Annotated in this window: 17 protein-coding genes and 1 pseudogene; 12 read left to right on the top strand and 6 right to left on the bottom strand. The window is 73.5% G+C overall.

Annotation, left to right across the window (positions count from 1 at the left end):
• The first annotated feature begins 18 nt into the window (after positions 1-18).
• Positions 19-1,116, top strand: a complete 1,098-nt coding sequence (locus AB0D08_RS30805; RefSeq protein ID WP_033819561.1) for a vWA domain-containing protein — start codon at positions 19-21, stop codon at positions 1,114-1,116.
• 32 nt (positions 1,117-1,148) lie between these two features.
• Here AB0D08_RS30805 and bla read toward each other — a convergent pair whose 3' ends face one another.
• Positions 1,149-2,036 (bottom strand): class A beta-lactamase, encoded by an 888-nt coding sequence (gene bla / locus AB0D08_RS30800; protein ID WP_359893499.1) that lies wholly within the window; start codon positions 2,034-2,036, stop codon positions 1,149-1,151.
• 164 nt (positions 2,037-2,200) lie between these two features.
• A complete protein-coding gene (locus AB0D08_RS30795; protein WP_033819563.1) occupies positions 2,201-3,238 on the bottom strand; it encodes a C40 family peptidase in 1,038 nt (345 codons plus the stop codon).
• A 685-nt stretch (positions 3,239-3,923) separates the two neighbouring features.
• Between AB0D08_RS30795 and dacB the strand changes: the two genes are divergently transcribed.
• The 7 genes from dacB to AB0D08_RS30760 all read left to right on the top strand — a co-directional run bounded on the left by dacB (position 3,924) and on the right by AB0D08_RS30760 (position 12,313).
• The gene (gene dacB / locus AB0D08_RS30790; protein WP_359893488.1) at positions 3,924-5,519 is read left to right on the top strand and encodes a D-alanyl-D-alanine carboxypeptidase/D-alanyl-D-alanine-endopeptidase; all 1,596 of its coding nucleotides are present in this window, start codon (positions 3,924-3,926) and stop codon (positions 5,517-5,519) included.
• Positions 5,520-5,616: 97 nt separating this feature from the next.
• The gene (locus AB0D08_RS30785; protein ID WP_359893486.1) at positions 5,617-7,230 is read left to right on the top strand and encodes an ABC transporter substrate-binding protein; all 1,614 of its coding nucleotides are present in this window, start codon (positions 5,617-5,619) and stop codon (positions 7,228-7,230) included.
• 43 nt (positions 7,231-7,273) lie between these two features.
• Positions 7,274-8,200, top strand: coding sequence for an ABC transporter permease (locus tag AB0D08_RS30780; RefSeq protein WP_359893484.1), 927 nt, complete (start codon positions 7,274-7,276; stop codon positions 8,198-8,200).
• Positions 8,193-9,113 carry an ABC transporter permease gene (locus tag AB0D08_RS30775; protein ID WP_359893482.1) on the top strand — a complete coding sequence of 307 codons (921 nt, stop codon included), beginning with the start codon at positions 8,193-8,195 and terminating at the stop codon, positions 9,111-9,113. Before AB0D08_RS30780 ends, AB0D08_RS30775 begins: the two co-directional genes overlap by 8 nt.
• Before the next feature lie 8 nt (positions 9,114-9,121).
• Positions 9,122-10,096, top strand: a complete 975-nt coding sequence (locus AB0D08_RS30770; protein WP_359893480.1) for an LD-carboxypeptidase — start codon at positions 9,122-9,124, stop codon at positions 10,094-10,096.
• Positions 10,084-10,917, top strand: a complete 834-nt coding sequence (locus tag AB0D08_RS30765) for a M55 family metallopeptidase (protein WP_033821106.1) — start codon at positions 10,084-10,086, stop codon at positions 10,915-10,917. Before AB0D08_RS30770 ends, AB0D08_RS30765 begins: the two co-directional genes overlap by 13 nt.
• A 49-nt stretch (positions 10,918-10,966) precedes the next feature.
• Positions 10,967-12,313 (top strand): M20/M25/M40 family metallo-hydrolase, encoded by a 1,347-nt coding sequence (locus AB0D08_RS30760; RefSeq protein WP_082526609.1) that lies wholly within the window; start codon positions 10,967-10,969, stop codon positions 12,311-12,313.
• A 56-nt stretch (positions 12,314-12,369) separates the two neighbouring features.
• Here AB0D08_RS30760 and AB0D08_RS30755 read toward each other — a convergent pair whose 3' ends face one another.
• Both AB0D08_RS30755 and AB0D08_RS30750 read right to left on the bottom strand, forming a co-directional pair.
• Entirely contained in the window at positions 12,370-13,128 is a 759-nt protein-coding gene (locus AB0D08_RS30755) for a DUF2637 domain-containing protein (RefSeq protein WP_359893477.1), read from the bottom strand.
• On the bottom strand, positions 13,125-13,439 hold the full coding sequence (locus AB0D08_RS30750; protein WP_359893475.1) for a hypothetical protein: 315 nt from the start codon (positions 13,437-13,439) through the stop codon (positions 13,125-13,127). The genes AB0D08_RS30755 and AB0D08_RS30750 overlap by 4 nt, the downstream gene beginning before the upstream one ends.
• 252 nt (positions 13,440-13,691) lie before the next feature.
• Here AB0D08_RS30750 and AB0D08_RS30745 point away from each other — a divergent pair, with 252 nt between their 5' ends.
• The 4 genes from AB0D08_RS30745 (at position 13,692) to AB0D08_RS30730 (ending at position 21,020) form a co-directional block, all read left to right on the top strand.
• Positions 13,692-15,104, top strand: a complete 1,413-nt coding sequence (locus tag AB0D08_RS30745) for an IS21 family transposase (protein WP_359893474.1) — start codon at positions 13,692-13,694, stop codon at positions 15,102-15,104.
• Positions 15,105-15,766: 662 nt separating this feature from the next.
• Positions 15,767-17,095, top strand: a complete 1,329-nt coding sequence (locus AB0D08_RS30740) for a hypothetical protein (RefSeq protein WP_359893472.1) — start codon at positions 15,767-15,769, stop codon at positions 17,093-17,095.
• Between the two features lie 132 nt (positions 17,096-17,227).
• Positions 17,228-20,014: a hypothetical protein gene (locus AB0D08_RS30735; RefSeq protein ID WP_359893470.1), complete on the top strand. Its 2,787-nt coding sequence runs from the start codon at positions 17,228-17,230 to the stop codon at positions 20,012-20,014.
• 304 nt (positions 20,015-20,318) lie between these two features.
• A complete protein-coding gene (locus AB0D08_RS30730; RefSeq protein WP_033823114.1) occupies positions 20,319-21,020 on the top strand; it encodes a DUF1062 domain-containing protein in 702 nt (233 codons plus the stop codon).
• A 108-nt stretch (positions 21,021-21,128) separates the two neighbouring features.
• Here AB0D08_RS30730 and AB0D08_RS30725 read toward each other — a convergent pair whose 3' ends face one another.
• Entirely contained in the window at positions 21,129-21,596 is a 468-nt protein-coding gene (locus tag AB0D08_RS30725) for an ester cyclase (RefSeq protein ID WP_359893467.1), read from the bottom strand.
• Between the two features lie 113 nt (positions 21,597-21,709).
• Positions 21,710-21,907 (bottom strand): annotated as a pseudogene (locus AB0D08_RS30720) (nuclear transport factor 2 family protein); the annotation flags it as partial.

Raw genomic sequence — 21,907 nt, 5'->3', positions numbered from 1 at the left:
GGAAAGAGGGGGACAGCCATGTCTGCGCAGAGGATCAGCCACAAGGTGAACCATGTTTCGCTCGTGGTCGACAGGTCCGGTTCGATGCGGCAGCACGAGGCGCAGCTCGTCCGGGTGGTGGACGAGTTCGTGAAGGGCCTTCAGGAGGAGTCCGACCGGCTCGGGCACGAGACCCGCATCAGCCTGTACGCCTTCGACCACGAGGTGCAGAACCTGGTCTGGGACATGGACGTCAAGCACCTGCCGTCGCTCCAGGGCCTCTACCGCGTCGACAACGGTGCGACGGCGCTGATCGAGGCGGCCGTGAAGTCCGTCGACGACCTGAAGAACATCTGGGAGGGGTACGGGGAGCACTCGTTCCTCCAGGTCGTCGTCACCGACGGCGAGGAGAACGCGTCCGGCTGCTCGGAGACCGGGAAGATGCACGTCAGGATGGCCGGCAGCCGGGGCGCCGCGGTCCTGCGCACCTGGATGGACCGCATCCGGCGGGCCATGGACGACCTCCCCGACCACTGGACCTCGGCGATCCTGGTCCCGAACTCGCTGGCCAAGCGGACCGCCCAGGAGTACGGCTTCCCCGCGGGCAACATCGCGATCTGGGACGCGGACTCCAGCGAGGGCGTCGAGGAGGCCATCGGCACCGTGAAGTCGGCGGCCACCAGCTTCCTGCGCGGCCGCGAGAAGGGCGTACGCGGCACCAGGAACCTGTTCGCCATGGGCCAGGACCTCAGCACCGCCGACGTCAGCGCCAACCTCGACGCCCTGGACACCGGCACGTACCGCCTGGTCCCGGTCGACCGGCCGCTGCCGATCCGGGACTTCGTGACCGGCGCCGGTCACGCGTACCGGACCGGCTGCGCCTTCTACGAGCTGTCCAAGCGCGAGAAGATCCAGGCCAGCAAGCAGCTCGCCGTCGCGGAGAAGGACCCGGCCACCGGCCGGATGACCGGCCGGGTGTTCTCCGGCCCGGCGGCCCGCCGGCTCCTCGGCCTGCCGGCGGCGGAGACCACGGTCAAGCCGGGCGACAATCCGGCGTTCACGGTGTTCGTCCAGTCCACCTCCGTCAACCGGAAGCTGGTGCCGGGCACCGAGCTGCTCGTCCTCCTGCAGTCGTAGCCGAAGCTGTAACCGCGGGCCGCGGCCGCGCGTCAGGTCAGGGCCGGCACCAGCAGGGCGGCGGTGCGGGCGATCAGGGGTTCGTCGGCGGGGGCGTGCGGGTCGGTCTTGGTGGACAGCACGGACAGGACCACCGGAGCGCCGTCGGCGGTCCAGGCGACGCCGACGTCGTTGGTGGTTCCGTAGTCCCCGGTGCCGGTCTTGTCCGCGAGGGCCCACGGCTGGGGCAGGCCGGCGCGCAGGCGGGCGGCGCCGGTGGTGTTGGCGAGCATCCAGTCGGTGAGCCGGCGGCGGTCCCTGGAGGTCAGCGCGCCGCCGAGGACGAGCGCCGTGAGCGTCGTCGCGATGGCGGCCGGGGTGGTGGTGTCGGTGACGCGCCCCGGCTCGGCGGAGTTCAGCGCGGGCTCCCAGCGGTCCAGGCGGGTCACGCCGTCCCCGACGGACCTGCAGAACCGGCCGACGGCCGCCGGGCCACCGAGCTCGCGGAGCAGGAGGTTGTCGGCGGCGTTGTCGCTGTAGTCGAGGGCCGCGACGCAGAGTTCGGCGACCGTCAGGCCGGATGCCAGATGCTCGGGAGTGCCCGTGATCGGCGCGTACCCCGCGGCGGAGACGTCCTCGGCGGTGTACCGGATGCGGCGGGCGAGGAACTCGCCGTGGTGGTCCAGGTCGCGCAGGACGGCCGCGGCCGTCACGATCTTGTGTACGGAACAGATCGGGAACAGCTCGTGCGCGCGGTACAGCACCTGCGCGCCGGTGACCGTGTTCCGGGCGAACACGCCGAGCCTGGCGGAGTGTTCGCGTTCGAGCCCGGCCAGCGCCCGGGTGACGTCGGGCGCGGGCGTTCGCTGCGGCGTCGCGGTCGCGGCGTACGCCGTCCCGCCCGCCGACACCGCGGCGGCCGCAACCGTCCCGGCGCCCATCCCCAGCACCGTCCGGCGGCTCAGCTGGCCCTTGTTGGTCCTCACGCTGTGGTCCTCCCTGTCCGAAGCAATCCGTCCTTCGGGGAGAGGGACGCACCCGAGCTTCCTTCAGTTCGCCCCACTTGGGCAGCATTTGCGTGTGCGGGCCTCGCACCCGGCGGGGCTCACACCCGGCGGATGGTGGAGATCTGGATGGCGTCGACCTGCATCGTCTTGACCACGTCCCCGGCGCGCGGCGCGTGGACCACCAGGCCGTTGCCGATGTACATGCCGACGTGGCTGCGGTCGCCGTGGTAGATCACCAGGTCGCCGGGCTGGGCGTTGTGCCAGTCGGTGCCGACGTTGGTGCCGACGGTGGCCTGCTCCTGCGAGGTCCGCGGCAGCGAGACACCCGCCTTCGCGTACGCGAAGACCATCAGGCCGGAGCAGTCGAAGGTGTCCGGTCCGGTCGTGGCCCACTTGTACGGGTCGCCCTGCTGGTCGAGGGCGGTCCGCACCGCGGTCGCGGCGTAGCCGCTGGCCGGGGGCAGGGTGGACGGGTCGATGCGGGCGGAGCTGCGGGAGGCGGAGCCGTCGGTGCCGCGGAGGATCGCGGTGCGGTCCGCGACGCTGAGGCTGCTGAGCAGCCGCTGCGCCTCCTGGAGCTTGTGCTGCACCTCGTCCTTGGCGCCGTTCAGCGTCTGCGTGGAGGCGTCCAGTTCGGCGAGCACCGCGGCGGCCTCCTGCTTCTGCTGGTCCAGCCGGCGCTGCTGGTCCTTGAGCGCCTTGAGGGTGTCCGCCTGGGTGCTGACGGCCTGTTCGAAGCCGGACGCCCGGGCCAGGTACTCGTCCGGGTCGGCGGAGAGCATCAGCTGCATCGAGGGGTCGACGCCGCCCTGGCGGTACTCGTCGGCGGCGACCGCCGCCAGGCCCGCGGCCAGTTCGGTCAGCTGGCCCTGCCCCCGGGCCACCTGGTCCTGCAGTTGGTCGGCTTGCTTGCGGAGCTGGTCGGCCCGCTCCTTGGCGCCGTTGTACCGCTCGGCCGCCTGCTCCTGCTCCTCGAGGAGCTTGTCGACCTGGGCCTTCACCTCGTCCTTGCCCGGCTGGGCGGGCGCGGCGTGTGCGCTGACCTGGGCGGTCAGGGCGACCGCGGTCGCGGCGGCACCGGTGAGCACGGAGACCCGCGCGCGGCTGGGCTGCTTGGGACGGCGGTGTGCGGCCAAGGATCCGGCTCCTTCTCCCCGTTGGACTCACCTGTAGGTGTGATAGTCCTGAAATAGGTTTGATGATGGACCGTAATCAAGATCCTGCCCCACGTCCACCCCGGTCCCGCGAACCCGCCCACCCGGCAGGTGAACTGGCACGCCGTCAGTGGGCGAACAGGGCGCCGCCCGCGGGCCTGCCAACCGCGGCCCGACCGGCCCGGCGAACCTGCGCGTTCGGAGCACCTAGAGCTGCGAAGCCCCTCCGTCGACAGGGAACTCCGCACCCGTCGACCCGCTGCTCGCATCCCTGGAAGACGTCGCCCGTACCTTGATGGGCACAGCTTCCCGACGGGAGAACGACGAATTGCCGGTCAACTGAACCCATTGCCGCTCCTGGTCGGTGCGGGGCCGACTCCACCGAGTTCCCACGGCGGCTCGTCGGCACGGAACGAGACGACGGAGTGAACCGGCCCGGCGGGAGAGCGGGCTGCCGGAGCCTGACGCGCCACCACGGTCAATCCGGCGGACCTGTGCGGTCGGGGTACTACCCGCACCCCCCGTGCGGCCCCTGGCCGACACGCCGCAGGGTGGTCCGTGCGGAGGAATTTCGGCCGCCGCGGCCCGCCACCGGCCCGGCGGCGGTCCGTGAACCGCCATGGTGGTGGACGTCCGGCCCGTCGGGGCCCGTCCCCGTGGAGGAACTGTGCGTACGACGCCGTTCGCCGCCGTCCTCGTCGGCGCGCTGCTGCTGACGTCGGCGGCCGCCAGGACGGAGGCGGCGACCCCGCCTGGGGCCGTGCGGTCGGCCGGCTCCCTCGGCCCCGACCTGGACCGGCTGTTCGCCGACGCCCGGCTGACCGGGGCCCAGTCCTCCGCCCTGGTCACCGACGCGGCCACCGGCGAGGTGCTGTACGAACACGCGCCGGGAGCGCTGCTGCTGCCCGCGTCCACCCTCAAGACGGTGACCGCCGCCGCCGCCCTCGACCTGCTCGGCCCGGACCACCGCTTCACCACCGAGGTCCGCGCCGCCGGCCGGCGCAGCGGACCGGCGCTCGACGGTGACCTGGTGCTGCACGGCGGCGGCGACCCCACCCTGCTGCCCGCGGACCTCGACGCCCTGGCCGGCGAGGTGGCCGCCGCCGGCATCACCGAGGTGACCGGCGCGCTGCGCGCCGACGTCACCCGGTACGACGACGTGCCGCTCGGCGCCGACTGGGCCTGGGACGACCAGGCCGCCTACTACAGCCCGCAGATCTCGGCCCTCACCCTCACCACCGACACCGACTACGACCCCGGAACGGTCCGGCTCACCCTCACCCCGGCCGCCCGCCCCGGGCAGCCCGCGCAGGTCGAGGTCACGCCCGCCGAGGCGCCGGTGCACCTGAGCGGCAGCGTCACCACCGCCGCGGCGGGCGGCGCGTACACCGTCCAGGTCGACCGGCGGCCAGGCGGCAACGAGCTGCGGCTCGACGGCGCCCTGCCCGCCGACGGCGGCACCGGGCAGGAGTGGATCGCCGTCGACGACCCGGCCGCGCTGGCCACCACCGTGTTCGCGGCCGCCCTGGCCCGGCACGGCGTCACCGTCCGCGGCGGCGCCGCGACCGGCCGGGCACCGGAGGCGGACACCGTGCTCGCCCGGCACGACTCGGCGCCGCTGGCGGACCTGATGGTGCCGTTCCTCAAGCTCAGCAACAACGGCATCGCCGAGCACCTGGTGAAGGAGATCGGCCGGGTCGCCGCCGGACACGGCAGCTGGGCCGCCGGCCTCGACCGGATCGCGGACTTCCTGCACCGCAGCGGCCTGGAACCGACCGCCGCCCGGCAGCGTGACGGCTCGGGACTGTCCCGGCGGAACCTGCTCACCACCCGCAGACTGACCGCCCTGTTCGGGTACGCCCGCACCCAGCCGTGGTTCCACGCCTGGTACGACGCGCTGCCGGTGGCCGGCGACCCCCGCCGGATGGTCGGCGGCACCCTCACCAACCGGATGCGGGGCACCGCCGCGGCCGGCCGGGTGCACGCCAAGACCGGCTCGATGACCGGCGTCGACGCACTGGCCGGCTACGTCGAGCGCGCCGACGGCCGGACGCTCGCCTTCGCCGTCCTGCTGAACAACTTCGCCGGCGACAGCCCCCGCCCGCTGCTCGACGCGTTCGCGGTCCGGCTGGCCGGTGACGGCGCCGCCGGACCGGCCCCCGCCGACCGCGCGCCCGACAGCGCGGCACCCTCGGTCCGGGACGGCCGCCGGGCCGCGCCGTACGACTGGGAGACCGCCTGCCTGACGGACGCCCGCTGCTGACCCCGGCCCACCCGCCCGCCGCGCCCGGGCACAGGCGCGGGCGCGGGCAGCGGCACCCGGGCCCCCGACACCTGAACGGAGAGGAACCGCACCGCCGATGAAGCCGGCCCGGCGCCGGGCCGCCCTCGCGGCCCTCGCCCTCCTCACCGCCGCCGCCCTGCCCGGCTGCGCGCGCCGCACCGACGACCCCGGCGACTTCCCGGCCGTGCCCGGCGGCACCTACTCCGTCGCGCTCACCGAACCGGACCACCTCACCCCCGGCCGCACCACCAGCAGTTACGCCATCCAGGTTCTCCAGGGCCTGTTCGACACCCCGGTCACGCTCGACCCGCGTGACGGCCACCCGCTGCCGCTCGCCGCCGAGTCGGTCAGCTCCGAGGACCAGCGGGTGTGGACGCTCCGGCTGCGCCCGGACGCCCGGTTCCACGACGGGGAGCCGGTCACCGCGGGCAGCTTCGCCGCAGCCTGGGACGCCGCCGCGTACGGGCCCAACGGCTGGGAGGCGAACGCCTACTTCGCCCAGATCGACGGCTACCCCGATCTCAACCCCACCGACGGGCGGACCCCCGCGACCCGCCACCTGTCCGGCCTGAAGGTGCTCGACGACACCACCCTCCAGGTCACCCTCGCCGCGCCGTTCAGCCAGTTCCCGATGCTGCTGGCCTTCCCGGCGTTCGCCCCGCTGCCCGCCGCCGCCTTCACCGACCCGGACGGCTTCGACCGCCACCCGGTCGGCAACGGGCCGTTCGCGATGGACGGCGACTGGCGGCACAACCAACGGATCGACCTCAGACGCGCCGACGGCTACACCGGCCCACGCCCGCCGATGGCCGACGCCGTGCACTTCCGCATCTTCACCAGCAAGGACACCGCCTTCACCGAACTGCGCGCCGGCCACGTCGACTTCGTCACCAACGTACCGGCCGCCCGGGCCTACGAGGCGAGACGCACCTTCGGCCGCCGCTACTCGGTACGGCCCAGCGGCACCATGGACTACCTCGGCCTGCCGCTGGCCGACCCGCGCTACCGCAACCCGGACGTCCGCCGGGCGCTGTCCATGGCGATCGACCGGGCCGGCATCACCCGGGCCATCTACAACGAGGTGTTCACCCCGGCCGACTCGCTGGTCGCCGCGATGATCCCCGGCCACCGGGCCGGCGCCTGCGGCGAGACCTGCACCTACCGGCCCGCCGAGGCCCGAGAACTCCTCGACCGGGCAGGCGGGTTCACCGGATCGGTCGAGCTGTACTTCGCCAACTCCGACCCCACCTACGAACAGTGGATGACCGCGGTGGCCAACGAGCTGCGCCAGAACCTCGGCATCCGCAGCGTCGTCTTCCGCAAGATGTCCGGCGCCGACCTCGGCCCGATCCTCAACGGCCACAAGGCGACCGGCCCGTACCGGCAGAACTGGGTGATCGACTACCCGAGCGTGCAGAACTACCTGGCCGGCCTGTTCGGCCCCGGCAACCGGATGGGCTGGCACAACCCCGCCTTCGACGACCTGCTCGCCCGCGGCAACGCCGCCCCCACCGGCCAGGAGAGCATCGCCTACTACCACCGGGCCGAGGACCTCGCCCTCACCGACCTGCCGCTCATCCCGCTCTGGAACTGGCAGGACCAGACGGCCTGGAGCACCAAGGTCGGCAACGTGGTCCTCGACCCCTACGTCGGGGGGCTGCACCTGGACCGGGTGACCGTCCGGCACTGACCCCGACCGCCGCCGCACCGACCCCCAGGGGGCATCCGTTCCGATGGGCCGATACCTCGCCCGCCGCCTGCTGTACGCCGTCCCGGTACTGCTGGCCACCACCTTCCTGATCCACACCCTGGTGTTCGTGCTGCCCGGCGACCCCATCCAGGGCCTGGCCGGCGACCGGCCCGTGCCACCCGCCGTCCTCGCCGAACTGCGCAGCCGCTACCACCTCGACGAGCCGCTGTTCGCCCAGTACCTGCACTACCTGCGCGGCCTGCTCACCGGCGACCTCGGCCGCACGTTCACCGGGCAGCCGGTCGCCGACACGATCGCCGGCCGCTGGCAGGTCACCCTGCGGCTCGGCCTCACCGCCTGGTTCTTCGAGGCCGCCCTCGGCATCGGCTTCGGCGTCTGGGCCGCCCTGCGCAAGGGCCGCTGGGTGGACAGCGCCGTCCTGGCCGGCACCACCCTGGTCATCGCGGTCCCCGTCTACGTGGTCGGCTACCTCGCCCAACTGCTGCTCGGCGTGCGGCTCGGCTGGTTCCCGGTCTCCGGCGAGGACGGCGGCTGGCCGACCGCCTACCTGCTGCCCGGACTCGTCCTCGCCTCCTTCGGCGTCGCCTACGTCGCCCGGCTCACCCGCGCCTCGCTGCTGGAGAACCTGCGCGCCGACTACGTCCGCACCGCCGGCGCCAAGGGACTCAGCCGCCGCCGCATCATCGTGCTGCACACCCTGCGCAACTCGCTGATCCCGGTCGCGACCTTCCTCGGCGTCGAACTCGGCTCGCTGATGGCGGGCGCCGTCGTCACCGAGTACATCTTCAACCTCCCCGGCATCGGCCAGCAGGTCTTCCAGGCCATCCAACTGCGCGAAGGGCCCACCGTGGTCGGCGTCACCACCGTACTGGTGCTGGTCTTCTGCCTCGCCAACCTGCTCGTCGACGTCCTGTACGGCCTGCTCGACCCGAGGATCCGCCATGACTAGCCCGCCCACCGACCTCCTGCTCCCGCCCGCAGACCCGCCCGGGCCACCCACCCCGCCCGACGACGACCTCCCCTCGGCGGCCGCCTGGCGGGACCTGCGGGCCCGCCCCCTGGTGCTGTGCAGCGCCGCCACCCTGCTGCTGATCAGCCTGATGGCGGCCTTCCCCGAACCGTTCGTCGCCCTGCTCACCCACGACAGCGGCCGCTGCGAACTCTCCGACTCCCGGGTCGGCCCCAGCCCCGCCCACCCGTTCGGCTTCGACCTCCAGGGCTGCGACTACCTCGGGCAGGTCGTCCGCGGCAGCCGCCCCTCACTGGTCATCGGCCTCGCGGTGACCGCGGGCGCGCTGCTGGTCGCCGTCCTGCTCGGCCTGCTGGCAGGGTTCTACGGCGGCTGGGTCGACGCCACCGTCTCGCGGCTCACCGACGTCTTCTTCGGCCTGCCGTTCGTCCTCGGCGCCACCGTCGTCCTGGTCGCCTTCCCCGACCACGGCCTCGGCGCGATGACCCTCGTCCTGGTCGCCCTCGGCTGGACCACGATGACCCGGGTGATGCGGGCCCAGGTGATCGGCGTCAAGGACGCCGACTACGTGCAGGCTGCCCGCTCCACCGGCGCGGGGCCGCTGCGCCTGATGACCCGCCACATCCTGCCGAACGCCGTGACACCGGTCGTCGTGGTCGCCATGCTGAACGTCGGGAACGTCATCTCGGGGGAGGCCACGCTGGACTTCCTCGGCGTCGGACTGCAGTACCCCGCCCTCTCCTGGGGGCTGCAACTCAACGCCGCCCAGGCGTACTTCCTCGACTTCCCGCACCTGCTCGCGTTCCCCGCGCTGTTCCTGTGCGCGACGGTGCTGAGCTTCATCCTGCTCGGCGACGCCGTCCGCGACGCGTACGACCCCAAGCTGAGATGAGGACCGCCGTGCCCCCTCCACCGCCCCCGGCGCCGCCGCGCGTCCCGCCGCACCTGCTGCCCGGCGACCGGGTCGCCGTCGCCGCACCCGCCGGACCGGTCGACCCCGCCCTGCTCGCCCGCGGCACCGCCCTGCTCACCTCCTGGGGGCTCGAGGTCACCGTGCTGCCGCACGTCCACGACCGGCACCTCGGGCACCTGGCCGGCCGCGACCACGACCGGGCCGCCGACCTCACCGAGGCGCTCGCCGACCCCGCCGTCCGCGCCGTGTTCTGCGCCCGCGGCGGCTACGGCACCCAGCGCACCGTCGACCTGGTCGACTGGGCACGCCTCGCCGACGCCCCGCCCACCGTCCTGGCCGGCTCCAGCGACGTCACCGCCCTGCACGAGGCCTGCGCCGTCCGGCTCGGCACCACCACCGTGCACAGCCCGATGCCCGCCACCGCCGCCCTCACCGACCACCCGGCCAACGCCGCCCACCTCCACGAGGTGCTGTTCCAGCCCGAGAAGGTCACCGAACTCCCGCTCGGCGCAGCACCCCTGAGCGGCGGCACCGCCGAGGGCCGGCTCGCGGGCGGCAACGCCAGCCTGCTCGCCGCCTCCATCGGCACCCCCACCGCCCTGCCGCCCGACGGCTGCCTGCTGCTCCTTGAGGAGACCGGAGAGGAGCCCTACCGGCTCGACCGGATCCTCACCCAGCTGCTGCGCGCCGGCGTGCTCGACCGGGCGGCCGGGATCGTCCTCGGCGACTTCACCGACTGCGGCGACCCGGACGAGGTCCGCGCGCTGCTCGCCGACCGGCTCGGCCACCTCGGCGTGCCGGTCGCCGCCGGACTGCCGGCCGGCCACGGCGAGCTGCAGCTGACCGTCCCGCTCGGCACCCGGGCCCGGCTCACGCCCGCCGCCCTGCGCCTGCTGGAACCCCCGCTCGCGGCCCGCCCGGTCGCCGACCACCCGCCGGAGGCCGTCCGATGCGCGTCCTGATCTCCGCCGACATGGAGGGCGCCACCGGGACCACCTGGCCCGGCGACGTGCTGCCCGGCACCCCCGGCTGGTCCCGGATGCGCCGGATGCTGACCTCCGACGTCAACGCCTGCGTGGCCGGGCTGTTCGAGGGCGGGGCCGCGGAGGTGGTGGTCAACGAGGCCCACGACAGCCAGCGCAACGTGCTGATCGAGGAGCTCGACCCGCGGGCCCGGCTGCTGGCCGGCCGGCACAAGCCGCTCGGCATGATGCAGGGCGTCGAGGAGACCGACGCGGTGGTGTTCCTCGGCTACCACACCGGGGCCGGCCTGCCCGGGGTGCTCTCCCACACCTACCTGGGCGCCGGACTGACGGGGTTCCGGATCGACGGCGAGCACGCCGACGAAGGCCGGATGAACGCGCTGACGGCCGCCGAGCACGGGGTCCCGGTGGTACTGGTCACCGGGGACGACCTGGTCTGCGCGGCCGCCCCCGGCTGGGCGCCGGGCACCCGTACCGTCGCGGTCAAGGAGTGCGTCAGCCGGTACGCCGCGCTCTGCCTGCCGCCCGGGCGCAGCGCCGAACTGATCCGGGCCGAGGCCAGGGCGGCGGTCGCCCACCGGGTGCGGCACGGCCGGCCCGCACCGGTGTCGGGCCCGCACCGCTTCGAGATCGACTTCCACGCCACCCATCAGGCCGAGGCCGTGGCGGCCGTCCCCACCGTCGAGCTGACCGGTCCCTGCACGGTCGCGTACACCGCGCCGACGGCCACCCGGGCCGCCCGCACCTTCAAGATCTGCACCGTCGTCGCGAAGGCCGCCGCCGAGGAGGGCTACGGCTGACCCGGCCCGGGTACCGCACCACCCCGCGCCCCGAACGAGAGGACCGCCGATGACCGCCGCCCCAAGACCCGCCGAGCCCCCCGCGGCCGATGCCGCGCCGTCCGGGGGCGGTGAAGCGGCCCGGATCTGCCACGGGCTGCTGCGGATCGACTCCACCAACCCGGGCGACGGCGGCGGGCCGGGGGAGCGGGCGGCCGCCGAGTACGTCGCGGAGCTGCTGACCGGCGCCGGTGCGGACCCGCTGCTGGTGGAGGCGGCGCCGCGGCGTGCCAGTGTGCTGGCCCGGATCCCCGGCAGCGAGCCGTCGCTCGCTCCGCTGCTGGTCCACGGCCACCTGGACACCGTGCCGTTCGACGCCGCCGACTGGTCCCGGCACCCGCTGTCCGGGGAGCTCCACGACGGCTGCCTGTGGGGGCGCGGCGCGGTCGACATGAAGGGCACCCTCGCGATGACGCTGGCGCTGGTCCGGTCCTGGGCCCGGTCGGGCCGGCGCCCGCGCCGGGACCTGGTGCTGGCGTTCCTGGCCGACGAGGAGTCGACCGGGGAGTTCGGCGCCCGGTACGTGGCCACCCGGCACCGCGACCACCTCGACGGCTGCCGGGAGGCGATCGGCGAATCCGGCGGCTTCTCGGTGCCGGTGGGCCCGGACCGCCGGATCTACCCGGTGGCCGTCGGCGAGCGCTGCACCGCCTGGATGCGGCTGACCGCCACCGGCCCGGCCGGACACGGCTCCCGGGCGGCCGACGGGAACGCCGTCGCCACCCTCGTCCACGCGCTGTCCCGGCTCGCCGCACACTCCTGGCCGACCCGGCTCACCCCGCCCGTGGAGGCCCTGATCGCGGCGCTGGAACGGGTGTTGGGCACCACCGTCGACCGTGACCGGCTGGAGGCCGAGGCGGCCCGGCTCGGCCGGGCCGGCGAGCTGTTCGCCCACACCGTCCGCAACTCGGCCAACCCGACCGTCCTGGCAGCGGGCCACAAGGTCAACGTGGTGCCCGGGACGGCGCGGGCCCAGGTCGACGGCCGCTACCTGCCGGGCACCCGCGAGGAGTTCCTGGAGACCGTCGACCGGCTGCTCGGGCCGGGCGTGGCCAGGGAGTTCATCAACCTGGAGGACGCCGTCGCGGGCGACCCGGCCGGGCCGGCCTTCCGGGCCATGGCGGACGCCCTGCGGGCCGAGGACCCGGGCGGCCACGCCGTCCCGTACCTGATGTCGGGCGGTACGGACGCCAAGACGTTCAACCGGCTGGGCATCGTCTGCTACGGCTTCGCGCCGCTGCTGCTCGGCACCGGGCTGAACTACCAGCAGATGTTCCACGGCGTCGACGAGCGGGTGCCCGTTGCCGGGCTGGAGTTCGGCGTCCGGGTGCTGGACCGCTTCCTCGGCTCGTACTGACCACCCGGCTCCTACCGCCCGCCCGCCCGGTCCCGGGCTCCCGCGTCAGGGTCGGGTCAGCGCGGCGCCCGGTGCGTGGCCGGGCGGCCGAGCTGCTGGCGGGCACTGCGGGCGGCGGTGAGCTGGCGCACCAGCTGCTGGAGTGAGACGACGGCGGTGACCGGAGGAAGCCCCGCGACGATGACGGCGGGAACCGTCCGGGCGGCGTCCGCCACGCACAGCCCCGTCGCGAGCGCGGAGAACACCACGACCACGACCCAGGAGTGCAGGGGCGGGCGCCCGTGCAGGGCGGCCCGCAGGACCGACAGGCAGCCGGCCAGCCAGGGCCCGTAGAGGACCACCGGCCACAACTGCGACAGGCCGCGCGGCACCCTGGACAGCGCCAGCTCCCGCAGCGGGTGGTAGGAGAGGGCCCAGCCGAGCACGCACACCGCGGTGACCGTCACCGCCGTCAGCACGCCGAACGTCGAGCTGATCCGGTCGGACCAGCCCGTCGCGGGCGGCCGGCTCCGCTTCCGGTGGCGGGAGACCGGCGGGTCGGCCGGCCCGGCCATGCGGGGTGCGGACGGCGTGACGGGCGCGCGCTGGGCCGGCACGAAGCCGCCCTCGGCCGGCCGCCCGTCACCCGGCATGGTGACGGGCGGGGACAGCGGCGGACCGGCGTACGTGAAGCCGACGCCGTGGGCGAGGCTCTCATCGCACCAGTCGCCCGGCGCGAACACCCCGTCGTGGACCGGGTCGTGGGCCGCCGCCCACGGTTCGCCGCCCGGCTCGCCGTAGCCGTGACCCGGGTAGGAGGCGAGGAGCCCGTTCATCGGGTCGTACACCGCACACCCCCCGCCCGGTCGCCGGGTAGGGAATCGGGCCGTCCCGGCGCGCCGCCACCGGCCGGGTGGCCGATCCGCGCGGCGAACTCCCGCTCGAGGTGGCGGATCTTGCGCATCAGGTCGGCCAGCAGCCGTGAGGTGTGGCGCAGGACGACCCGCTCGCCGTTGCACACGAGGTAGCCGGTGCGGACGTCCCCGACGGCATTGCGCCGGTCAGGGACGAAGAGCCAGTTGCCGAGGGCGGCGACCGGCTCCCGCTCGGGGGGTGATGGGGCGTAGGGGTGGCAGGTTGGGATCACGGTTCATAAACGAAGCCTGCCGCGGGCAGGTTCGGCGGCGTTCGGGTTCCCTTTCATATTCGGTTCCGGTGACGCTCCCCGGAATTACCCGGGGTGGCGCGACGGGGTGGGTGTTTTTCTGTCCGCCGCCCGTTGTGTCCGAAAATGCCCGGGGTTGGGTAATTCCATACTCAGCATCTGTGATGCTCGCTGAAAATCCCCATCGCGCACGGTTCTGGAGAAACGTTACTTCGATTTGATCATCCAACTCGCGTGCTATATTTCCGGCTTGCCTTCGGCATATTCACTGCCGCAGGTCTTCGGCCGAGCCCATCGGGAGGTATCGTGATCAGTCCGGAGGAATACCGGCAGGCGCTCGATCTCCAACGCAGGGGATGGTCGATTGCCAGGATTTCCCGACAGCTGGGGCGCGACCGCAAGACGGTGAGATCCTATCTGTCCGGTAAACGCGCCCCGGGTCGGCGAATTCCCGCCGGTGATGATTTCCTCCGCTTCCTGCCGTACTGCCGCCGGCGCCTGACGGAGGATCCGCACCTCGCGGCGACCGTCCTGTTCGCCGAGCTCGTCGGGCTGGGATACCCGGGTGCCTACTCGACCTTCACCCGCGCGCTGCGCAGCCACGACGCCCGACCGCCCTGCGGGCAGTGCCGGGACGCGGGCGACGCCGGGAGCGGCGCATCCGCCGCGGCGCAGCCCGCCGGGCGGATCCGCTTCACCTGGCTGCGACTTCCCGAACCGCCGACGGCCTGGGGCTGCGAGGACCGGGCACACCTGCTGCTGGGCTCGCTCGGCCCCTCCGGCCGCTGGCGCGGGGCGCTGGCGCAGGGCGAAGGACTGCCCCACCTGGTCGAAGCGATGGACCAGGTGATGCGGCGGCTGGGCGGAACCGCCGGCCGCTGGTGCTTCGACCGGCTGCCGGAGCCCTGCTGCGCCCCGGACGGGCGGGCGACGCCCGAATTCCGGCGGGTGGCCCGGTACTACGGCGCCCAGTTGGAGATCCGCCCGCGGGACGGCGCCCCACCGCCGGCGGGCGCGGGCCCCGGCCGGGCCACCCGGTCGTGGTGGAGCGCGGTGACGGACGGCACCTCCCTGCCGGACGCGCAGGACGCCCTCGACCGGATCGCGGAGCGGATGGACCACCGGAGCCGGGAGGCTGCGCATCCGGGCGCCGGGGACGACGCCCGCCCGCGGGCCGACCCGCTCCGCGCGCTTCCCGACGCACCGTTCCCGCTCTGGATCCGGACCCGGCGGACCGTCACCGCCCAGGGGCTGGTGCCCTTCGGCGGGAACCTCTACGCGGTGGCGCACCACCTGGCGGGCGCCGTCCTGGTGGTCGGCCGTCGCATCGACCAGTCCCACCTGTCCATCGCCACCACCGCCGGGGCCGTGCTCGCCCGCTACCCGCTCGCCCCGGCGGGGGCGGGACGGACGGTCGTGGAACGCAGGAGCGTCGTCCTGGAGCGGCGCCCGGGCCCGAGCGCGGAGGTCCCGCACTGCCGCAGGAGCACGCCGCGCCCGCCGTCCGAGGAGGCGCTGGCGGAGGCGGCCGCCCTGCGCGCCCAGATCGCGGGCCGGCCCGCCTGCCGGCTCGGGAACGCGCCGGGCAACCCGACCGGGCGGGTGCCGCCCCCCAGGGACGGCTCGGCCGACGGCGGCAGGACCTGACCCCGCCGGGTCCCGGTTCGGGGTGCGGGGCTCGGGGTTCGGGGTTCGGGGCTCTGGTTCGGCCGAATGTCCGCCGTGCGCCCGGCGATTCAGCGATCGCTCCGGATGGCCGACCGGGAATCCGGCAGGAATCCGACAGGAAATCCGGGGGCGAATCCCACTCAGGGAACGGCCGTCCGTCGAGGTGCCGGGGCCGGCCCTGTCATCCTGCCGTCGCACTGCACCGGGCCCGAGGGTCCACCTTTGGGCCCCGCCGCGCCGAGGGTCGCGCTCACTCGTTGGGGTGAACCCCGGAAGGATCGGACGCATACCGATCGATTCGGTTCTACGGTATCCGCACGTATCCGAACCGGTGGGGCGGGGTGGGGGAGTTGGCGATCGGCGACAGCGGACCTCAGGCGGTGCGGCCGGTCCAGGCGGGCCAGGGCCCGTCCGGCCGTCCGGCCCCACCCGTCCCACCCACCCGTCCGTCCCCGCCGGCCGCACCCACGCCGGCGGCGCGGCCCGCCCCGCCCGGGCCACCGGCGCGCCCGGTCGAGCCGACCCCACCGGGGCCGGATCCGGTCCTGCGGGTGCCGTCCCGCCCACCCGGCCGAAGTCCCCGGCCCGGCCGCCGGGCGACGGCGGCGCGACGGCCGCCGGACGGCACCCTGGTCGAGGAGATGACGGTCGATCTGGACGCGGGCCGGGTCGCGCTGCTGACCCCGCAGGGCCCGCCGGTCCGCGGTGACATCGACACCGACCTCGGGCCCAGGGGCTACACGCTCACCGTCGACCGGGAGCGCCGGCAGTGGGTCTTCGGGCGCGGACAGGTCCGCACCGGGCTGCGGTTCGGCATCACGCTGGACACCGCCGAGCCGTTCGCCCTCAGCTACCCCGCCGCCTTCCCGCTCACTGTGCACCGCGGCTTCCCGCCCCGCGGCGCCGAGGCGCTCCCGGCCGTGCGCGGCCGGCTGCGCAGCGCCGTCGCCGACCGGCGCTGGGGGGACGCCTACGGGGTGCTGGACCTGCTCCCCGCGGTCGACCTCTACGACCTGCTCGACGCGGTGTGGCTGGACGACCCCGGGGTGGTCAACGAACTGCTGCTGCGGTTCGGGGAGGTCCCGGCCACGGCGCAGTACGACCGGCTGCTGATCGTCCGGGCGCTGGAGAGCTTCGCGGTGAAACCGGAGAAGCTCCTGGCCGACGCGTTCGACGCCTGCTACGTCCACCCCGCCTCGTTCGCCCGGGACGTCGGGCGCGAGCGGGCCGGGCTCTCCACCCTCCAACTGGTCTTCACCTACGACCTGGTACCGGCCCGCGCGATCCGCCTGCACGCCGACGACATCCTCGACACCACCGGCGTCCCGCCCGACCCGCCCCGGTACGGCGCGGGCGAACTGCTCCACCCCGCCTGGTACGGCCGGAGCAGCACCCCCCGGATGTGGGAGGCGAAACACGCCAAGATCGCCGAGGTCGAGGCGCAGAACGCCGAGTTCTTCGCCACCGCCTACGCCGCCGTCGAGACGACCACCAACCTGGTGCTGCTCGCCGGCTCCCTGCTGACCAGTACCGTCCCCGCGGCCGCCGGGGGCGCCCGCCGCTTCGGGAACCGCCCGGTCAGCGACACGCTGGCCGACCAACCGGGCCGCTGGATGCCCGACTTCGAGGGGGGCACCAACATGACCAAGGAGGCCGCCGCGTACCAGAGCCGGGTCTGCCACGCCGACCCCGGTCTCGGCTACTACCGCAACGGCGTCCAGTTCGACGGCTACGACAGCGGTGCACTGATCGACGCCAAGTTCTACCTGGACGAGAGCGGCATGGCCCGGGCCCTGGTCAAGGAGAGCTACTGGGCGGGCTGGAAGGCGCTGGACACGGCGACCCGGCAGCTGGAGGCCGCCCAGGGGATCCCGGTCGAGTGGCGGGTCGCGGGCCGAGCGGCGACCGGCAAACTCACCGAACTCTTCAAGACCCACCAGCTGCCGATCAAGGTCGTCCACGTGCCCTGACCCGTGGCCCCTGCCCCTGACCCTTGACCCCTGGCCCGGCCCGCCCCGGCCGCTCCCACCCAGTCAGCAGCCAGCAGCCAGCAGCCCGTCCGCCAGCCCACCGGCGCCGCCGGATCCGAGGAGGGACCCACCGTGCCGACCAACAAGCGGATCACCGACCTCAGCGACTACACCTCCGTCCTGCCGTACGCCAGCGAGATGTTCGGCATCTACCAGCCGATGCTCGGCTGGCGCTCCCGCCGCCGGCTCGACCGGCTCGCCACCGGCACGGCCGGCGAGCGGCAGGACCGGCTGCTCGGGCTGCGCCGGCAGTACGAGGGCCGGGCCGACATCGTGTTCAACGCCGACGACCAGATCGTGTCCGGCCGGGTCGACCCGGGCCAGCCGCGCACCCTGGCCCCGCGTTCCGCGGCCGACGGCGCCCGGGTGCTGACGGCCCTCGCCGAGCGGCTGCGCCGCCTGGAGTCGGCGCCCTGCGGGGACGGCTGGCGCAGCGTCGTCAACGAGCACGAACTCACCGACCTGCTCAACGGCGGCGTCTACCAGGCCTACCGGGACGAGTACCAGCAGGCCTGGCAGGAGGGCCACAGCGGCGAGGGCTTCAACGCGGCCCGGCTGAAGGAAGCGGTGACCGCGCGGCTGCGCGAGGAGTCGGCCGTCGCCGGGCTCCTGGTCGAGCTAGTCGACCGCGGCCGCTACCAGGAGCTGAAGGACCTCTTCTACGCCACCAGACCGGGCACGGAGGTCCTCGACCTCGCCCTCGGCGGGCCGGACGACACCTACCGCGACCCCTACCTCGACTTCGACCCGACCAAGCAGATCAGCGACGTCACGCTGTCGCCGATCGGGATCGTCCACCTGTTCCGCCAGTACTTCTTCGAGCTGGACACCTTCCTCGGCACCCCGGTCGGACACGTCTGGCTGAGCCCCGGCTCGTCGGTGGAGCTGATCGAGGTGTCCACCCGGCGGTCACTGGTCGAGAAGACCGTCGAGACGGCGCTGGAGACCACGTCGAAGTCCGAGCGCGCCACCACCGAGGAGGAGGAGATCAGCGACGCGGTCAAGCAGGACAACCGCGACGACATGAAGCTCGGCTTCTCCAGCACCGTCAACCAGAGCTGGGGCACCGGCAACGCCACCGCCACCGGCAGCCTCAACCTCGACAAGACCCAGCAGACCGCCCGTGAGCAGGGCCACAAGCGGATGCGGCAGCAGAGCGAGAAGCTGTCCACCGAGATCCGGCAGAACTTCAAGTCGACCTTCAAGACGGTCACCGAGACGCTCGACTCCTCCAGCAAGCGCTACGTCCTCGCGAACACCACCCCCGCGCTGGTCAACTACGAGCTGCGGCGCAAGATGCGGCAGGTCGGCGTGCAGATCCAGGACATCGGCAGCTACCTGTGCTGGGAGACCTTCGTCGACGACCCCGGCAAGGACCTGGCGCTGCCGCACCTCGTGCACATCGCCAAGCCCGCGGACCTGGTCCTGGTACCGAACCCCAAGCTGACGCCGATGCCGCCCAAGACGCTGACCATCGGCTTCAGCGGCGAGGCGGTGTGGAACTTCCCCGACAACTCCCGCCAGAACCAGTCCGGCCACGCCGAGACCCGCTACCGCTTCGTGCCGCTCGCCACCCTCGACATCCCGGGGGTGCCGAACGGGTACGAGATCGCCTACGACGTGCAGGACCCGTTCCTGGCCATCGACAAGACCGTGGTGGCCGCCGAGGACGACGAATCCTGGGGAGCGGCGAACTGGGCCTTCCTCGGCATGATCACCCCCGATGCCAAACGCATCATGGTCGGGGTGAGCACCGCCCCCGGCGGCCTGGCATGGGACGACCGGATCACGTTCAAGGTCTCCGGGGCCGTCACCTGCCGGCTGCTGCCCGCCGCCGAGGCCGAGATCAACACGGCCAACCAGGCCCTGGTCAGCGCCAAACTCGCCGCCGACGAGGAGAACAAGCGCAAGCTGGAGCAGGCCTACCTCGACGCGGTGCACGAGCGGGTCACCCTGGCCAGCAAGATCGAGAAGCGCCGGTTCGAACACCTCCGCGAGGAGGAGCGCACCATCGTGCACCGCAGCCTGATCCGCGCCCTGATGAGCGAGCGCCTCTACAACGACACGCCCGACACCACCGCGGGCCACCGCACCCGGCACGTCCTGTCCGAGCTGATCAACTCGATCTTCGACATCGAGAAGATGCTCTACTTCGTCGCCCCCGAGTGGTGGAAGCCCCGCCGCCCGGCAGCCCTCGCCCTCGCCGGCCGGCCGTTGCCCGAATCGATCGAGGGCACCACGGTCGAGTGGGCCGACGACCGGGCCCACGGCAAGTACTTCATCACCGACGCCTCCGCCCCGGCCACGCTCGGCAGCTCGCTCGGCTGGCTGCTCCAACTGGACGGCGACGAGCTGCGCAACGCCTTCCTGAACGCGCCCTGGGTCAAGGCCGTGCTGCCGATCCGCCCGGGGAAGGAGGAGGCGGCGGTCAACTGGCTGCGCCACGTGGGGGTCGAGGGCACCGACGGGCTGGACGCCGCGTACTCGGCACCGCCCGCGGAGTTGGCGGCGATCCGGACCAGGCTGCTGCTGCACGACCCGCACGACCCGGTGCGCGGGCATGCCGAGGTCACGATCGAGGACGCCATCCGCGACCTGTGCCACACCGTCGCCGACAAGCACATCGCGGCCGCCACCACCGGGCGCTACCCCAAGGAGGAGCCCGACGACGACAACCGGGTCACCGCGACGCCCGTGGAGCGGGTCTTCGAGCACGGCTTCTACCCGCTCCAGGGCGGCTTCAAGGCCAGGACCGAGGGCAGCTTCGAGGTCTGCAGCCAGTGGATCGAGGTGCTCCCGACCGACCAGGTCGTCCCGGTGGAGGTGGCCTACGACCCGAAGACCGGCCGCCAGAAGTAGGACCGACCGGCGTTCGCCCGCGCCCGTCCCGGCCCATCGCCGGACGGGTGTGGGCGGGACGGGCACGGGTGGCGGCGTCGGCGCGGAAAATGAGTTGCCCGCGCACCGTCGTCTCGACCACGATCGCCCTCATGGACATGTAACGGCTGCCACGAAGCATCAACCGACCGGTCGCGCGCTCGACCTCGGAGCCTGACGAACCGGCCCGAGGCGTTCCGCCGCGCCCTCGTGTGCATCCGTCAGATCCCAGGAGCCGCAGCCCACGCTGCGCGAGCTCCTGCTCAGTCCTGAGAGCAACCACCTGATGAATACCGACCGCAAGGCCCGGTGGGCCGTGCGTCAGTCCGCCCTGCCCACCGTCGTCCGCCCCTGCCCGGACTGCTCCGGCACGCGGCACCGCCCCTCGGGCAAGATCCGTGTCAACGCGAACGGCAAACTGCTCGACGTCTGGCTCCTGCTGAGCTGTGCGGCCTGTGACCGTACCTCGAAGGTGCCCATCCACGAACGCGTCCACGTCTCCACGCTGGAGCCCGCCCGCCGGGTGGCGTACGAGACCAACGACCCGCAGATGGTACGGGAGCTGACGATCAGTAGGTCGCTCGCCGCGCGGAACGGCTACCGTCTCGACTGGACGGGAACCTGGGAGCTGGAGACCCGTACGCCGCTGTATGCACTCGACGACCCGACACCGCTCGAGGTCGTCGTCGGCTTCGAACTGCCCGCACCGGTGCGGGTCGAACGGCTGCTCGCGCTCGGCCTCGGGCTCAGCCGCGCCGAGATCCGGCGGCTGGTCGGGGAGGGGCGGATCCACCTGCCGATGGCCCTGGACGCCAAGGCGCACCAGGACTTCGAGCTGACCATCCACGGCCCGGGTGCCGTCGACGCCGCGAAGCACTCGAAGCTCCTCGCCGCTCCGAGCGGTGCCCGCACCGACCTCGGACGGGCCGGGTCTTCCGGTCCGCCGCAGCACCTGCCGCGCCAGGCAGCGGCGACGGCCGGAGCCTAGCGGCGGGACAGCAGGGCCTCCCGGCCGTCCGTCGGCGCGCGCCCATCGGCGCGGCCTTCGGGTGGCCAGGAGGCCCTGTGCCGAGTGGCGGCGCCGCTCTCCGGCTGTTCAGGAGGGGCCGCGGCCGCCGCCGACGGCTGCTCGCGCGGCGGCACGGACCTCCTCGGTCGACAGTCCCGCCTGGTCGCAGAGCGTGGCGAGGTCGAAGTAGATCCGCTCGCCCGCCATCCGGCCGTCCCTGAACGGCGCGATGTTGGCGAACGGCACCACGAACGAGCCACCACCCGGTGGGAGGCCGAGCCAACTGCCGGTGTTGGTGCCGCGCAGCTCACCCCAGACGGCGATCACGTCCTCGCCGAAGCTCATGCCCTGGTCGACGGGCACGATGTCCGGGAAGGCGGTGAAGAAACCCTCGTACGCGGCGCGGGTGGCCGCCTTGCCCTCGACCCGGCGTCCGAGGGCCACCGTCTCGAAGAAGCAGTCGTCGGCGAAGGTCGCGAGGACGGCATCGAAGTCGCGGGCCTTCTCTGCCTCACGGTGGACTTCGAAGAGATGCAGCATCTGATCACGTTCCATGGGGATGTTCTCCCTTCGAGCCGGGACCGCCCAACGCTGCGGACCGGTCCGTCAGCCGATCGGACCTACAACCGCTCCGCGGACGGGGGTGAGGGGGGTGTGGTGTGTGGGGCTCAGCGGGCGCTGCCGAGGTCGCGGTCGGCGTCGGTGCCTTCGAGCATGAGGGTGGTCTCCTCGATGCGGCGGAAGCGGCCGTCGGGGGCGAATTCGGCGAACAGGTAGACCTCCATGCGGACGGTGGAGCCGTCGGTCTTGGTGACGGTCATGGTGTGGCGGTCGGCGTAGCGGTCGCCGTCGGTGAGCTCGTCGTG

This window comes from Kitasatospora sp. NPDC048540 (assembly GCF_040651175.1).
Lineage (GTDB): Bacteria > Actinomycetota > Actinomycetes > Streptomycetales > Streptomycetaceae > Kitasatospora.
Note: the sequence above shows the minus strand (reverse complement) of the source record. Positions and strands in the feature narration are given on the sequence as shown.

Bases quoted from the DNA above. Each gene is read 5' to 3' on its own strand.
- bla (WP_359893499.1), bottom strand. From the start codon at position 2,036: ATGGGCGCCGGGACGGTTGCGGCCGCCGCGGTGTCGGCGGGCGGGACG.
- AB0D08_RS30775 (WP_359893482.1), top strand. From the start codon at position 8,193: ATGACTAGCCCGCCCACCGACCTCCTGCTCCCGCCCGCAGACCCGCCC.
- AB0D08_RS30780 (WP_359893484.1), top strand. From the start codon at position 7,274: ATGGGCCGATACCTCGCCCGCCGCCTGCTGTACGCCGTCCCGGTACTG.
- AB0D08_RS30785 (WP_359893486.1), top strand. From the start codon at position 5,617: ATGAAGCCGGCCCGGCGCCGGGCCGCCCTCGCGGCCCTCGCCCTCCTC.
- AB0D08_RS30725 (WP_359893467.1), bottom strand. From the start codon at position 21,596: ATGGAACGTGATCAGATGCTGCATCTCTTCGAAGTCCACCGTGAGGCA.
- AB0D08_RS30765 (WP_033821106.1), top strand. From the start codon at position 10,084: ATGCGCGTCCTGATCTCCGCCGACATGGAGGGCGCCACCGGGACCACC.
- AB0D08_RS30740 (WP_359893472.1), top strand. From the start codon at position 15,767: ATGACGGTCGATCTGGACGCGGGCCGGGTCGCGCTGCTGACCCCGCAG.
- AB0D08_RS30755 (WP_359893477.1), bottom strand. From the start codon at position 13,128: ATGAACGGGCTCCTCGCCTCCTACCCGGGTCACGGCTACGGCGAGCCG.
- AB0D08_RS30760 (WP_082526609.1), top strand. From the start codon at position 10,967: ATGACCGCCGCCCCAAGACCCGCCGAGCCCCCCGCGGCCGATGCCGCG.
- AB0D08_RS30805 (WP_033819561.1), top strand. From the start codon at position 19: ATGTCTGCGCAGAGGATCAGCCACAAGGTGAACCATGTTTCGCTCGTG.
- AB0D08_RS30730 (WP_033823114.1), top strand. From the start codon at position 20,319: ATGAATACCGACCGCAAGGCCCGGTGGGCCGTGCGTCAGTCCGCCCTG.